The organism is Pseudomonas sp. ICMP 460, assembly GCF_002723595.1.
GTDB classification, from domain to species: Bacteria; Pseudomonadota; Gammaproteobacteria; order Pseudomonadales; family Pseudomonadaceae; genus Aquipseudomonas; species Aquipseudomonas kitaguniensis.
In genome coordinates, this window is record NZ_LKBR01000002.1 from 175,553 (window position 1) to 187,913 (window position 12,361).

The window sequence follows — 12,361 nt, forward strand, 5'->3', positions numbered from 1 at the left end:
TTGCTATGCCCTACTTCTTCTTGGCTTCTTTACGACGGACGACTTCGTCCGCGTAGCGCACACCTTTGCCTTTGTACGGCTCTGGTGGACGGAAGTCGCGGATCTCAGCGGCCACCTGACCTACCAGCTGCTTATCGATACCCTTGATCAGGATATCGGTTTGGCTAGGGGTCTCAGCGGTGATGCCTTCCGGCAGTTCGTAATCCACTGGGTGCGAGAAGCCAAGGGCGAGGTTCAAAACCGTGCCTTTTGCTTGCGCTTTGTAACCAACACCGACCAGCTGGAGCTTACGCTCGAAGCCTTGGCTTACGCCTTGGACCATGTTGTTTACCAACGCACGCGTGGTACCGGCCATTGCGCGAGTTTGTTGATCGCCATTGCGAGCAGCGAAACGCAGCTCACCAGCTTCTTCAACGATCTCAACGGACGAATGGATGTTCAGTTCAAGAGTGCCCTTGGCACCCTTCACCGAAAGCTGTTGGCCTGCGAATTTTACTTCGACACCGGCTGGCAGCTTAACGGGGTTCTTAGCGACGCGAGACATGCTTATCCCCCCTTAGAACACAGTGCAAAGAACTTCGCCGCCGACACCGGCAGCGCGCGCAGCACGATCCGTCATCACACCTTTATTGGTGGAGACGATAGACACACCGAGACCGCCACGAACTTTCGGCAGATCTTCAGCGGACTTGTACTGACGCAGGCCTGGACGGCTAACGCGCTTCACTTCCTCGATGACCGAACGGCCTTCGAAGTACTTCAGCTCGATGGACAGCAGTGGCTTGGTTTCGCTGCTGATCTGATAACCCGCAATGTAGCCTTCGTCTTTCAGGACTTTGGCAACAGCTACCTTCAACTTGGAAGATGGCATGCTTACGACGGACTTTTCAGCCATCTGGGCATTACGGATACGAGTTAGCATGTCCGCTAACGGGTCCTGCATACTCATGGGCTAGACGCTCCTAATACAAAAAAATTAGCCTTGCGGCTACATATGTCGCCGAGAATCTCCGAGCATAAAAAACACGGGCTCAGGCGAGCCGCGTATTTTAGACACACTACAGAAATGAAACAAGCCCCAAAAGGGGCTTGATTCAGATTCAAGGCCACCGGCGGTCAGTATCTTGCGATTCTGCCCACCGAGACGTTGAAAGTACTTACCAGCTGGCTTTAACCAGACCTGGTACGTCACCACGCATTGCCGCTTCACGCAGTTTGTTACGGCCGAGGCCGAACTTGCGGTAAACGCCGTGTGGACGACCGGTCAGGCGGCAGCGGTTACGCATGCGCGAAGCGCTTGCGTCACGTGGCTGCTTCTGCAGAGCAACTGTAGCTTCCCAACGCGCTTCTGGACTTGCGTTCAGATCAACGATGATTGCTTTCAGTGCTGCACGCTTCTTGGCGTACTTGGCAACCGTGAGCTGACGTTTCAGCTCGCGGTTTTTCATGCTCATCTTGGCCATGGTCCTACTCCAATCAGTTGCGGAACGGGAATTTGAAAGCACGCAACAGGGCGCGACCTTCATCATCGTTCTTGGCAGTGGTGGTCAGGGTGATGTCCAGACCGCGGAGAGCATCGATCTTGTCGTAGTCGATTTCCGGGAAAATGATCTGCTCTTTCACGCCCATGCTGTAGTTACCACGACCATCGAAGGACTTGGCATTCAGGCCGCGGAAGTCGCGAACCCGAGGCAGGGAGATCGACAGCAGACGATCCAGGAATTCATACATACGCTCACGGCGCAGAGTCACTTTGACGCCGATCGGCCAACCTTCACGGACTTTAAAGCCAGCGATGGATTTCCGAGCGTAGGTCACAACGACTTTTTGGCCGGTGATCTTTTCCAGGTCAGCAACAGCGTGCTCGATGACTTTTTTATCACCGACCGCTTCGCCCAAACCCATGTTCAGGGTGATTTTGGTAACGCGTGGAACTTCCATCACGTTCGAAAGCTTAAGTTCTTCCTTAAGCTTCGGTGCGATTTCTTTCCAGTAAATCTCTTTTAGTCGTGCCATGGTCTTCTACCTAGCAGTGTTCAAGCATCAACCGCTTTTTGGGTCGACTTGAAGACACGAATTTTCTTGCCATCTTCTACTTTGAAACCAACGCGGTCAGCCTTGTTGGTTTCGCCGTTGAAAATGGCGACGTTAGAAGCGTCCAGTGGAGCTTCTTTTTCGACGATACCGCCTTGCACGCCCGACATCGGGTTAGGCTTGGTATGACGCTTAACCAGGTTCAGACCACCGATAACCAGACGGTTATTAGCGAGAACCTTAAGCACCTTACCGCGCTTACCTTTGTCTTTGCCGGCGATCACGATGATCTCGTCGTCACGACGAATCTTTTGCATGTCGGATCTCCTTACAGCACTTCTGGGGCGAGCGAGACGATCTTCATGAACTTCTCAGTACGAAGTTCACGGGTCACTGGCCCAAAGATACGGGTGCCGATCGGCTCTTGCTTGTTGTTCAGAAGAACAGCAGCGTTGCCATCAAAGCGGATAATGGAGCCATCTGCACGGCGTACGCCGTGACGAGTGCGGACTACAACAGCAGTCATCACTTGGCCTTTTTTCACTTTACCGCGAGGAATTGCTTCCTTCACGGTAACTTTGATGATGTCACCGATACCAGCGTAACGACGATGGGAGCCACCCAGCACCTTGATGCACATAACACGGCGAGCGCCGCTGTTATCGGCCACATCGAGCATGGATTGAGTCTGAATCATATAATTTCTCCGACCCCTAGTCCTTAGACTTCCACAGCGCGTTCGAGAACATCAACCAGTGCCCAAGACTTGGTCTTGGCCAGCGGACGAGTTTCACGAATAGTGACTTTGTCGCCGATGTGGCACTGGTTGGTTTCGTCGTGCGCGTGCAGCTTAGTCGAACGCTTAACATATTTACCGTAGATCGGGTGCTTAACGCGACGCTCGATCAAAACGGTGATGGTTTTGTCCATCTTGTCGCTGACAACACGGCCAGTCAGCGTACGGACAGTCTTTTCGGCTTCAGCCATGATCACTTACCTGCCTGCTGGTTGAGCACAGTCTTCACGCGAGCGATGTCACGTTTAACTTGCGAGAGCAGATGAGACTGCCCCAACTGGCCAGTTGCTTTCTGCATACGCAGATTGAACTGGTCGCGCAGCAGGCCGAGCAGTTGCTCGTTCAGCTGCTGTGCGGATTTTTCACGAAGTTCATTCGCTTTCATCACATCACCGTCCGTTTAACAAAGGCGGTGGCGAGCGGCAGCTTTGCAGCAGCCAGGGCAAAAGCCTCACGCGCCAGCTCTTCAGTTACACCCTCGATTTCATACAGGACTTTGCCTGGCTGAATCTGGGCAACCCAGTATTCCACGTTACCCTTACCTTTACCCATCCGAACTTCGAGGGGCTTTTTGGAGATAGGCTTGTCCGGGAATACACGGATCCAGATCTTGCCGCCACGTTTAACGTGACGGGTCAGAGCACGACGCGCTGACTCGATCTGACGAGCGGTGAGACGACCACGAGCTACAGACTTCAGCGCGAACTCGCCGAAGCTGACTTTGCTACCGCGCTGAGCCAGGCCACGGTTGTGACCTGTCATCTGCTTGCGGAACTTCGTACGCTTTGGTTGCAACATTTGGCGTACCCCTTACTTAGCAGCTTTTTTACGAGGCGCTGGTGCTTGTGGTTTCAGTTCTTCTTGGCGACCACCAATTACTTCGCCTTTGAAGATCCAAACCTTTACACCGATCACACCGTATGTGGTGTGAGCTTCGTAGTTGGCATAGTCGATGTCGGCACGCAGGGTGTGCAGTGGCACACGACCTTCGCGATACCATTCAGTACGTGCGATTTCAGCACCGCCGAGACGACCGCTCACTTGGATTTTGATGCCTTTGGCACCAATGCGCATGGCGTTCTGTACGGCGCGCTTCATAGCGCGACGGAACATTACACGACGCTCCAGCTGCTGAGCTACGCTCTGCGCAACCAGCATACCGTCGAGCTCCGGCTTACGGATCTCTTCGATATTGATGTGCACAGGCACACCCATTTGCTTGGTCAGGTCCTGACGCAGTTTCTCAACATCTTCACCTTTCTTCCCGATAACGATACCTGGACGAGCGGTGTGGATGGTGATACGTGCAGTTTGTGCCGGACGATGAATATCGATACGGCTTACGGACGCGCTTTTTAGTTTGTCTTGGAGATACTCACGCACCTTCAGATCAGCGAACAAATAGTCCGCATAAGTCCGACCGTCTGCGTACCAGACGGAGGTGTGCTCCTTGACGATTCCCAGGCGAATGCCAATGGGATGTACTTTCTGACCCATCTCTTCGACTCCGTTACTTGTCAGCAACCTTGACAGTGATATGGCAAGACCGCTTGACGATGCGATCAGCACGGCCTTTGGCACGCGGCATGATACGCTTCAGCGAACGCCCTTCGTTGACGAAAACGGTGCTGACCTTAAGGTCATCAACGTCTGCGCCTTCGTTATGCTCGGCGTTGGCTACGGCCGACTCCAGCACTTTCTTGATGATCTCGGCGGCTTTCTTACTGCTGAAAGCCAACAGGTTGAGCGCTTCGCCCACCTTCTTCCCGCGGATCTGGTCGGCGACCAAGCGGGCTTTCTGGGCGGAGATTCGAGCGCCCGACAACTTAGCGGCTACTTCCATTTCCTAACCCCTTAACGCTTGGCTTTCTTGTCTGCCACGTGCCCACGATAAGTGCGGGTACCGGCAAACTCGCCTAGTTTGTGGCCGACCATGTCTTCGTTCACGAGAACTGGGACGTGAAGGCGACCGTTGTGTACTGCGATGGTCAAACCGACCATTTGTGGCAGGATCATCGAACGACGCGACCAGGTTTTCACTGGTTTGCGATCGTTCTTTTCCGCCGCCACTTCGATCTTCTTCAGTAGGTGAAGATCAATAAAAGGACCTTTTTTCAGAGAACGTGGCACTGTCGTATCCCTCTATTTACTTGCGACGACGGACGATCATTTTGTCGGTACGCTTATTACCACGAGTCTTCGCGCCCTTAGTCGGGAAGCCCCATGGCGATACCGGATGACGACCACCAGAGGTACGACCTTCACCACCACCGTGTGGGTGGTCAACCGGGTTCATGGCAACACCACGAACGGTTGGGCGAACGCCACGCCAGCGTTTGGCACCAGCTTTACCCAGCGAACGCAGGCTGTGCTCGGAGTTCGAGACTTCACCCAGGGTCGCGCGGCATTCAGCCAGCACTTTACGCATCTCACCAGAACGCAGACGCAGGGTCACGTAGACACCTTCACGAGCGATCAGCTGAGCCGAAGCACCAGCGGAACGAGCGATTTGCGCGCCTTTACCTGGCTTCAATTCGATGCCGTGTACGGTGCTACCAACTGGAATGTTGCGCAGTTGCAGAGCGTTGCCCGGCTTGATCGGTGCCAAAGCACCTGCGATCAGCTGGTCACCAGCACTCACGCCTTTAGGGGCGATGATGTAGCGACGCTCGCCATCTGCGTACAGCAGCAGAGCGATGTGAGCAGTACGGTTTGGATCGTATTCAATACGCTCGACAGTGGCAGAGATGCCATCTTTGTCGTTGCGACGGAAATCGACCAGACGATAATGCTGCTTATGGCCACCACCGATGTGACGAGTGGTAATACGACCATTGTTGTTACGACCACCAGTCTTCGATTTTTTCTCGAGCAGCGGTGCGTGAGGAGCGCCTTTATGCAGCTCCTGGTTGACCACCTTGACCACAAAACGGCGGCCAGGGGAAGTCGGTTTGCATTTAACGATTGCCATGATGCACCCCTTCCTTACTCAGCACTGCTGCTGAAATCGAGATCTTGGCCTGGCTGAAGGGAGATAACTGCCTTCTTCCAGTCATTACGCTTGCCCAGACCGCGAGCAGTGCGCTTGCTCTTACCCAAAACATTCAGGGTAGTAACACGCTCTACTTTCACGCTGAACAGGCTTTCGACGGCCTTCTTGATTTCCAGCTTGGTTGCGTCAGTTGCAACCTTGAAAACGAACTGGCCTTTCTTGTCAGCCAGAACCGTAGCCTTTTCGGAAACGTGCGGGCCAAGCAGAACTTTAAATACGCGTTCCTGGTTCATCCCAGCAGCTCCTCGAATTTCTTCACGGCCGACACGGTGATCAACACCTTGTCGTATGCGATCAGACTAACTGGGTCGGAACCTTGCACGTCACGTACATCAACGTGTGGCAGGTTGCGAGCAGCCAGGTACAGGTTCTGATCAACAGCTTCAGACACGATCAGAACGTCGGTCAGATTCATGTTGTTCAGCTTGCCCAACAGATCTTTGGTTTTTGGACCGTCAACAGCGAAGTCCTGAACCACGACCAGACGATCAGTACGCACGAGTTCAGCAAGGATGGAGCGCAGTGCTGCGCGGTACATCTTCTTGTTGAGCTTCTGAGTGTGATCCTGTGGACGCGCTGCGAAAGTGGTACCGCCGCCACGCCAGATTGGGCTACGGATAGTACCGGCACGAGCACGGCCAGTACCTTTCTGACGCCAAGGGCGCTTACCGCCACCACGAACGTCGGAACGGGTCTTTTGCTGCTTGCTACCTTGACGGCCGCCGGCCATGTAGGCCACGACTGCTTGGTGAACCAGCGTCTCGTTGAACTCGCCGCCAAACGTCAGTTCGGAAACTTCGATCGCTTGAGCGTCATTTACATTTAATTGCATGTCAGCTTCCCCTTAACCGCGAGCCTTGGCCGCTGGACGTACAACCAGGTTGCCGCCAGTAGCGCCAGGAACAGCACCCTTGACCAACAACAGATTGCGTTCAGCGTCGACGCGCACTACTTCGAGGGACTGCACGGTCACGCGCTCAGCGCCCATATGACCGGACATTTTTTTGCCCTTGAATACACGACCAGGAGTCTGGCACTGGCCAATAGAGCCCGGGACGCGGTGGGAAACGGAGTTACCGTGAGTGTTGTCTTGACCACGGAAATTCCAACGCTTGATCGTACCCTGGAAGCCTTTACCCTTGGACTGACCGGTTACATCAACCAGTTGACCAGCGGCGAAGATTTCAGCGTTGATCAGATCGCCAGCCTGGTAGTCGCCATCTTCAAGACGGAACTCCATAACAGTACGACCAGCTGCAACGTTTGCTTTAGCGAAGTGACCTGCTTGAGCAGCAGTCACGCGCGAAGCACGACGCTCGCCGACAGTGACTTGCACTGCACGATAGCCATCGGTTTCTTCAGTTTTGAACTGGGTGACGCGATTCGGCTCGATCTCAATGACCGTAACCGGAATGGAGACACCTTCTTCGGTGAAAATACGGGTCATACCGCATTTACGACCGACTACACCAATAGTCATGTTGTAAACCTCATGAGTGTACGGGGCTTTCACCCGCTATGGCCGCCCATTTCAGAGCGTTACACGACTAAGACCCAAGTCTTAGCCGAGGCTGATCTGTACTTCCACACCGGCCGCCAGATCAAGCTTCATAAGTGCATCAACGGTTTTATCCGTTGGCTGGACGATGTCCAGTACGCGCTTATGAGTGCGGATCTCGTACTGGTCACGCGCGTCTTTGTTGACGTGCGGGGAGACCAGAACGGTGAACCGCTCTTTACGGGTAGGCAGTGGAATTGGACCACGCACTTGAGCACCAGTACGTTTCGCGGTTTCCACGATTTCCTGGGTGGATTGGTCGATCAGGCGATGGTCAAAAGCCTTCAACCTGATACGGATTTGCTGATTTTGCATTGGATTTCAGACTCCGGCTGCTATTCCCAGCGAGCGCAATACGCCCGTTAAAAGGAGGCGCAATTCTATAGACGCCCCTGATAGGTGTCAACCCAATAAAAAAGGCCCCCGCTGAGCGGGGGCCTTTTCAAAACACCGAAGCTAACTCAAAAAGAGCTTACTCGATGATTTTAGCTACAACGCCAGCACCAACGGTACGGCCGCCTTCGCGAATTGCGAAGCGCAGACCGTCTTCCATTGCGATGGTTTTGATCAGGGTAACAACCATTTTGATGTTGTCGCCCGGCATTACCATCTCAACGCCTTCCGGCAGTTCGCAGTTACCAGTCACGTCAGTAGTACGGAAGTAGAACTGTGGACGGTAGCCTTTGAAGAACGGAGTGTGACGACCGCCTTCTTCTTTGCTCAGCACGTACACTTCAGCTTCGAACTTGGTGTGCGGCTTAACCGAACCTGGCTTGACCAGAACCTGGCCACGCTCAACGTCGTCACGCTTGGTACCACGCAGCAGAACGCCGCAGTTCTCGCCAGCACGACCTTCGTCGAGCAGCTTACGGAACATTTCAACACCGGTGCAGGTGGTGACGGTAGTGTCACGCAGACCAACGATTTCCAGTGGATCTTGAACCTTGACGATACCGCGCTCGATACGACCAGTTACAACAGTACCGCGACCGGAGATCGAGAATACGTCTTCGATTGGCATCAGGAACGGCTTGTCGATAACACGAACTGGATCTGGGATGTAGCTGTCCAGAGTCTCAACCAGTTTACGAACGGACGTGGTGCCCATTTCGTTATCGTCTTTGCCTTCCAGAGCCATACGAGCAGAACCGATGATGATCGGAGTGTCGTCACCTGGGAAGTCGTAAGTGCTCAGCAGATCGCGCACTTCCATCTCAACCAGTTCCAGCAGCTCAGCGTCGTCTACCAGGTCAGCCTTGTTCAGGTAAACCACGATGTACGGAACGCCAACCTGACGGGACAGCAGGATGTGCTCACGGGTTTGTGGCATCGGACCATCAGCGGCCGAGCAAACCAGAATAGCGCCGTCCATTTGAGCAGCACCGGTGATCATGTTCTTCACATAGTCAGCGTGACCTGGGCAGTCAACGTGAGCGTAGTGACGGATCAGCGAGTTGTATTCAACGTGCGCGGTGTTGATGGTGATACCACGAGCTTTCTCTTCTGGTGCGCTGTCGATTTTATCGAAATCAACGATTGCGGAACCGAATACTTCGGAGCAAACGCGAGTCAGAGCAGCAGTCAGAGTGGTTTTACCGTGGTCAACGTGACCGATGGTGCCAACGTTGACGTGCGGTAGGGAACGATCAAATTTTTCTTTAGCCACGACAATTAACTCCTTGCCTAAAGGACTGAATCAGCCTTGTTTTTTGGATACAGTTTCAGCGATATGCGCCGGAGCTGTGTTGTATTTTTTGAATTCCATAGAGTAGCTTGCGCGACCCTGGGACATGGAGCGAACGTCGGTCGCATAACCGAACATCTCACCCAACGGAACCTCGGCGCGAATCACTTTGCCGGAAACCGTGTCTTCCATACCCAAGATCATGCCGCGACGACGGTTAAGGTCGCCCATGACATCACCCATATAGTCTTCAGGTGTAACAACTTCTACCGCCATGATTGGCTCAAGCAACTCACCACCGCCCTTCTGGGCCAGTTGCTTGGTTGCCATGGAAGCAGCCACCTTAAACGCCATCTCGTTGGAGTCGACGTCGTGGTAAGAACCGTCAAAAACGGTTGCTTTCAGGCCGATCAGCGGATAGCCGGCAACAACACCGTTCTTCATCTGCTCTTCGATACCCTTCTGGATAGCAGGGATGTATTCCTTAGGAACCACACCACCCACTACTTCGTTCACGAATTGCAGACCTTCCTGACCTTCGTCAGCAGGAGCAAAACGGATCCAGCAGTGACCGAACTGACCACGACCGCCGGACTGACGAACGAACTTGCCTTCGATTTCACAGTTCTTCGTGATGCGCTCACGATAGGAAACCTGAGGCTTACCGATGTTGGCTTCGACGTTGAACTCACGGCGCATCCGGTCAACCAGGATGTCCAGGTGCAGCTCGCCCATGCCGGAGATGATCGTTTGACCAGTCTCTTCATCAGTTTTGACGCGGAAAGATGGATCTTCCTGAGCAAGTTTGCCCAGAGCGATACCCATTTTTTCCTGGTCATCCTTGGTCTTGGGCTCAACGGCAACCGAAATAACCGGCTCCGGGAAGTCCATACGAACCAGGATGATTGGCTTGTCAGCGTTGCACAAGGTTTCACCAGTGGTGACGTCCTTCATGCCGATCAAGGCCGCGATGTCGCCAGCGCGTACTTCCTTGATCTCTTCGCGGGCGTTTGCGTGCATTTGCACCATACGACCCACACGCTCTTTCTTGCCTTTAACCGAGTTGATCACGCCGTCGCCGGAGTTCAACACGCCCGAGTAAACGCGGACGAAGGTCAAGGTACCCACGAATGGGTCAGTGGCAATTTTAAATGCCAGAGCGGAGAACGGTTCAGCGTCGTCTGCATGACGCTCCAGCTCGATAGTCTCGTCATCCGGGTCAGTACCCTTGATGGCAGGAATATCAACCGGTGCCGGCAGGTAGTCGATCACAGCATCGAGAACCAGGGGAACGCCCTTGTTCTTGAACGAGGAACCGCAAACAGCCAAGACGATCTCACCAGCGATAGTACGCTGACGCAGAGCGGCCTTGATTTCCACGTTGGTGAGTTCTTCACCTTCGAGGTACTTGTTCATCAGCTCTTCGTTGGCTTCGGCCGCAGCTTCAACCATGTTGTTGCGCCATTCGTCAGCCAGTTCCTGCAGTTCAGCAGGGATAGGCTTGCGAACAGGAACCATACCTTTGTCAGCATCGTTCCAGTAAACAGCTTCCATGGTCAGCAGATCGATCTGGCCCTGGAAATTGTCTTCGGAACCGATAGCCAACTGGATTGGCACCGGGGTGTGACCCAAGCGCTGCTTGATCTGACCGATCACGCGCAGGAAGTTCGCACCGGCACGGTCCATCTTGTTGACGTAAACAAGACGTGGAACGCCGTACTTGTTGGCTTGACGCCATACGGTTTCCGACTGAGGCTCAACGCCCGAGGTACCGCAGAACACAACGACAGCGCCGTCGAGTACGCGCAGGGAACGTTCAACTTCAATGGTGAAGTCTACGTGGCCCGGGGTATCGATTACGTTGAAGCGGTGCTCGTCTTTGTACTGCTTCTCGGAACCTTTCCAGAAGGCGGTAATAGCAGCAGAAGTAATGGTAATACCACGCTCCTGCTCCTGAACCATCCAGTCTGTGGTCGCGGCGCCGTCATGCACCTCGCCCATCTTGTGACTTTTGCCGGTGTAAAAAAGGACGCGCTCGGTGGTGGTGGTTTTACCAGCATCCACGTGAGCGACGATACCGATGTTACGGTAGCGACTAATCGGAGTAGTACGAGCCATAAAGCCCTCGCAAAATTAGTGAAGCTGGAATTAGAAGCGGTAGTGCGAGAAAGCTTTGTTAGCTTCAGCCATACGGTGCACGTCTTCACGCTTCTTAACAGCAGCACCTTTACCTTCAGCAGCGTCCAACAGTTCGCCAGCCAAACGCAGGGCCATAGACTTCTCCCCGCGCTTACGGGCGAAGTCTACCAACCAGCGCATTGCCAGAGCGTTACGACGGGACGGGCGAACTTCAACCGGAACCTGGTAAGTAGCACCGCCTACACGGCGCGACTTCACTTCGACCAGCGGAGCGATGGCGTCGAGAGCTTTCTCGAAGATTTCCAGGGGGTCGCTGTTCTTGCGTTCTTTAACCTTTTCCAGCGCGCCATAAACGATACGCTCGGCAACGGCTTTCTTGCCGCTTTCCATCACGTGGTTCATGAACTTGGCCAGAATTTGGCTTCCGTATTTTGGATCGTCAAGCACTTCGCGCTTGGCTGCTACGCGTCTTCTTGGCATGGATAAGCCCTCAAACGGTCTTCAGGTTCGCTCGGAATCGGTGCCCTTTCGGGACGCCTCCGACCTTACTCTTATCGACTCAGAAAATAAGATGATTCAGTTTTACAAAAAGCCGCTACTACTTAGGCTTCTTGGTACCGTACTTCGAACGACCCTGGTTACGACCTTTAACGCCGGAAGTATCCAAGGAGCCGCGTACGGTGTGATAACGAACACCTGGCAAGTCTTTTACACGACCGCCGCGGATCAGTACCACGCTGTGCTCTTGCAGGTTGTGACCTTCACCACCGATGTACGAGGAAACCTCGAAACCGTTGGTCAGGCGCACACGGCATACTTTACGCAGTGCCGAGTTAGGTTTTTTCGGCGTAGTGGTATACACGCGAGTGCATACGCCACGACGTTGCGGGCAGTTCTGCAGCGCAGGCACGTCGGATTTCTCGACGATACGCTTACGCGGCTGACGTACCAGCTGGTTGATAGTTGCCATCTACTAGCTCCACTGTTGTCTTGCGACGCTATTGTCTTGCAAGAAAAGCAAAATGGCAGGAACGAATTCCCGCCAAATTTAGGGGTACAAGAGTCTAAAGAGGATCTTGCCCCCAGTCAAGGCAAGGC

21 protein-coding genes are annotated in these 12,361 nt (G+C 53.9%); all 21 read right to left on the reverse strand.

From position 1 onward, the window contains the following. Positions 1 to 10: 10 nt before the first annotated feature. The 21 genes from rplF to rpsL all read right to left on the reverse strand — a co-directional run bounded on the left by rplF (position 11) and on the right by rpsL (position 12,233). Entirely contained in the window at positions 11 to 544 is a 534-nt protein-coding gene (gene rplF, locus AO240_RS03110) for a 50S ribosomal protein L6 (protein WP_003176412.1), read from the reverse strand. 12 nt (positions 545 to 556) lie between these two features. Further along, positions 557 to 949: a 30S ribosomal protein S8 gene (gene rpsH, locus AO240_RS03115; RefSeq protein ID WP_010566853.1), complete on the reverse strand. Its 393-nt coding sequence runs from the start codon at positions 947 to 949 to the stop codon at positions 557 to 559. Positions 950 to 1,157: 208 nt separating this feature from the next. Further along, positions 1,158 to 1,463, reverse strand: a complete 306-nt coding sequence (rpsN, locus tag AO240_RS03120) for a 30S ribosomal protein S14 (protein ID WP_003176414.1) — start codon at positions 1,461 to 1,463, stop codon at positions 1,158 to 1,160. 13 nt (positions 1,464 to 1,476) lie between these two features. Next, positions 1,477 to 2,016, reverse strand: coding sequence for a 50S ribosomal protein L5 (gene rplE, locus AO240_RS03125; RefSeq protein ID WP_003176415.1), 540 nt, complete (start codon positions 2,014 to 2,016; stop codon positions 1,477 to 1,479). 20 nt (positions 2,017 to 2,036) lie between these two features. Continuing rightward, a complete protein-coding gene (rplX, locus tag AO240_RS03130) occupies positions 2,037 to 2,351 on the reverse strand; it encodes a 50S ribosomal protein L24 (protein WP_003176416.1) in 315 nt (104 codons plus the stop codon). An 11-nt stretch (positions 2,352 to 2,362) separates the two neighbouring features. After that, a complete protein-coding gene (rplN, locus tag AO240_RS03135) occupies positions 2,363 to 2,731 on the reverse strand; it encodes a 50S ribosomal protein L14 (protein WP_002555479.1) in 369 nt (122 codons plus the stop codon). Between the two features lie 23 nt (positions 2,732 to 2,754). Continuing rightward, positions 2,755 to 3,021, reverse strand: coding sequence for a 30S ribosomal protein S17 (gene rpsQ / locus AO240_RS03140; protein ID WP_003176419.1), 267 nt, complete (start codon positions 3,019 to 3,021; stop codon positions 2,755 to 2,757). A 2-nt stretch (positions 3,022 to 3,023) separates the two neighbouring features. Beyond that, complete coding sequence (gene rpmC / locus AO240_RS03145; RefSeq protein ID WP_002555481.1) at positions 3,024 to 3,215, reverse strand: 50S ribosomal protein L29; 192 nt, start codon at positions 3,213 to 3,215, stop codon at positions 3,024 to 3,026. After that, positions 3,215 to 3,628 carry a 50S ribosomal protein L16 gene (gene rplP / locus AO240_RS03150; protein ID WP_003232424.1) on the reverse strand — a complete coding sequence of 138 codons (414 nt, stop codon included), beginning with the start codon at positions 3,626 to 3,628 and terminating at the stop codon, positions 3,215 to 3,217. Before rplP ends, rpmC begins: the two co-directional genes overlap by 1 nt. A gap of 12 nt (positions 3,629 to 3,640) precedes the next feature. Then, positions 3,641 to 4,327 (reverse strand): 30S ribosomal protein S3, encoded by a 687-nt coding sequence (gene rpsC, locus AO240_RS03155; protein ID WP_003176422.1) that lies wholly within the window; start codon positions 4,325 to 4,327, stop codon positions 3,641 to 3,643. Between the two features lie 13 nt (positions 4,328 to 4,340). Continuing rightward, the gene (rplV, locus tag AO240_RS03160) at positions 4,341 to 4,673 is read right to left on the reverse strand and encodes a 50S ribosomal protein L22 (RefSeq protein WP_003210077.1); all 333 of its coding nucleotides are present in this window, start codon (positions 4,671 to 4,673) and stop codon (positions 4,341 to 4,343) included. An 11-nt stretch (positions 4,674 to 4,684) separates the two neighbouring features. Next, positions 4,685 to 4,960, reverse strand: coding sequence for a 30S ribosomal protein S19 (gene rpsS, locus AO240_RS03165; RefSeq protein ID WP_003232420.1), 276 nt, complete (start codon positions 4,958 to 4,960; stop codon positions 4,685 to 4,687). 16 nt (positions 4,961 to 4,976) lie between these two features. After that, positions 4,977 to 5,801, reverse strand: coding sequence for a 50S ribosomal protein L2 (gene rplB, locus AO240_RS03170; protein ID WP_003176423.1), 825 nt, complete (start codon positions 5,799 to 5,801; stop codon positions 4,977 to 4,979). A gap of 14 nt (positions 5,802 to 5,815) precedes the next feature. After that, positions 5,816 to 6,115, reverse strand: coding sequence for a 50S ribosomal protein L23 (gene rplW, locus AO240_RS03175; RefSeq protein ID WP_002555488.1), 300 nt, complete (start codon positions 6,113 to 6,115; stop codon positions 5,816 to 5,818). Beyond that, positions 6,112 to 6,714, reverse strand: coding sequence for a 50S ribosomal protein L4 (gene rplD / locus AO240_RS03180; RefSeq protein ID WP_058414071.1), 603 nt, complete (start codon positions 6,712 to 6,714; stop codon positions 6,112 to 6,114). The genes rplW and rplD overlap by 4 nt, the downstream gene beginning before the upstream one ends. Positions 6,715 to 6,726: 12 nt before the next feature. Beyond that, positions 6,727 to 7,362 (reverse strand): 50S ribosomal protein L3, encoded by a 636-nt coding sequence (gene rplC / locus AO240_RS03185; protein ID WP_003194649.1) that lies wholly within the window; start codon positions 7,360 to 7,362, stop codon positions 6,727 to 6,729. An 81-nt stretch (positions 7,363 to 7,443) separates the two neighbouring features. Continuing rightward, entirely contained in the window at positions 7,444 to 7,755 is a 312-nt protein-coding gene (gene rpsJ / locus AO240_RS03190) for a 30S ribosomal protein S10 (protein ID WP_003186070.1), read from the reverse strand. A 157-nt stretch (positions 7,756 to 7,912) separates the two neighbouring features. Beyond that, the gene (gene tuf, locus AO240_RS03195; protein WP_003176426.1) at positions 7,913 to 9,106 is read right to left on the reverse strand and encodes an elongation factor Tu; all 1,194 of its coding nucleotides are present in this window, start codon (positions 9,104 to 9,106) and stop codon (positions 7,913 to 7,915) included. 30 nt (positions 9,107 to 9,136) lie between these two features. Continuing rightward, complete coding sequence (gene fusA, locus AO240_RS03200; RefSeq protein WP_015886136.1) at positions 9,137 to 11,242, reverse strand: elongation factor G; 2,106 nt, start codon at positions 11,240 to 11,242, stop codon at positions 9,137 to 9,139. A 30-nt stretch (positions 11,243 to 11,272) separates the two neighbouring features. Continuing rightward, entirely contained in the window at positions 11,273 to 11,743 is a 471-nt protein-coding gene (gene rpsG / locus AO240_RS03205) for a 30S ribosomal protein S7 (protein WP_002555493.1), read from the reverse strand. Positions 11,744 to 11,861: 118 nt separating this feature from the next. Beyond that, positions 11,862 to 12,233, reverse strand: coding sequence for a 30S ribosomal protein S12 (gene rpsL, locus AO240_RS03210; protein WP_002555494.1), 372 nt, complete (start codon positions 12,231 to 12,233; stop codon positions 11,862 to 11,864). Positions 12,234 to 12,361: the final 128 nt, after the last annotated feature.

What these genes read in the sequence shown, in the direction of transcription:
- rplF (WP_003176412.1), bottom strand. Translation starts at nt 544, where the DNA reads ATGTCTCGCGTCGCTAAGAACCCCGTTAAGCTGCCAGCCGGTGTCGAA.
- rpsH (WP_010566853.1), bottom strand. Translation starts at nt 949, where the DNA reads ATGAGTATGCAGGACCCGTTAGCGGACATGCTAACTCGTATCCGTAAT.
- rpsN (WP_003176414.1), bottom strand. Translation starts at nt 1,463, where the DNA reads ATGGCCAAGATGAGCATGAAAAACCGCGAGCTGAAACGTCAGCTCACG.
- rplE (WP_003176415.1), bottom strand. Translation starts at nt 2,016, where the DNA reads ATGGCACGACTAAAAGAGATTTACTGGAAAGAAATCGCACCGAAGCTT.
- rplX (WP_003176416.1), bottom strand. Translation starts at nt 2,351, where the DNA reads ATGCAAAAGATTCGTCGTGACGACGAGATCATCGTGATCGCCGGCAAA.
- rplN (WP_002555479.1), bottom strand. Translation starts at nt 2,731, where the DNA reads ATGATTCAGACTCAATCCATGCTCGATGTGGCCGATAACAGCGGCGCT.
- rpsQ (WP_003176419.1), bottom strand. Translation starts at nt 3,021, where the DNA reads ATGGCTGAAGCCGAAAAGACTGTCCGTACGCTGACTGGCCGTGTTGTC.
- rpmC (WP_002555481.1), bottom strand. Translation starts at nt 3,215, where the DNA reads ATGAAAGCGAATGAACTTCGTGAAAAATCCGCACAGCAGCTGAACGAG.
- rplP (WP_003232424.1), bottom strand. Translation starts at nt 3,628, where the DNA reads ATGTTGCAACCAAAGCGTACGAAGTTCCGCAAGCAGATGACAGGTCAC.
- rpsC (WP_003176422.1), bottom strand. Translation starts at nt 4,327, where the DNA reads ATGGGTCAGAAAGTACATCCCATTGGCATTCGCCTGGGAATCGTCAAG.
- rplV (WP_003210077.1), bottom strand. Translation starts at nt 4,673, where the DNA reads ATGGAAGTAGCCGCTAAGTTGTCGGGCGCTCGAATCTCCGCCCAGAAA.
- rplB (WP_003176423.1), bottom strand. Translation starts at nt 5,801, where the DNA reads ATGGCAATCGTTAAATGCAAACCGACTTCCCCTGGCCGCCGTTTTGTG.
- rplW (WP_002555488.1), bottom strand. Translation starts at nt 6,115, where the DNA reads ATGAACCAGGAACGCGTATTTAAAGTTCTGCTTGGCCCGCACGTTTCC.
- rplD (WP_058414071.1), bottom strand. Translation starts at nt 6,714, where the DNA reads ATGCAATTAAATGTAAATGACGCTCAAGCGATCGAAGTTTCCGAACTG.
- rplC (WP_003194649.1), bottom strand. Translation starts at nt 7,362, where the DNA reads ATGACTATTGGTGTAGTCGGTCGTAAATGCGGTATGACCCGTATTTTC.
- rpsJ (WP_003186070.1), bottom strand. Translation starts at nt 7,755, where the DNA reads ATGCAAAATCAGCAAATCCGTATCAGGTTGAAGGCTTTTGACCATCGC.
- fusA (WP_015886136.1), bottom strand. Translation starts at nt 11,242, where the DNA reads ATGGCTCGTACTACTCCGATTAGTCGCTACCGTAACATCGGTATCGTC.
- rpsG (WP_002555493.1), bottom strand. Translation starts at nt 11,743, where the DNA reads ATGCCAAGAAGACGCGTAGCAGCCAAGCGCGAAGTGCTTGACGATCCA.
- rpsL (WP_002555494.1), bottom strand. Translation starts at nt 12,233, where the DNA reads ATGGCAACTATCAACCAGCTGGTACGTCAGCCGCGTAAGCGTATCGTC.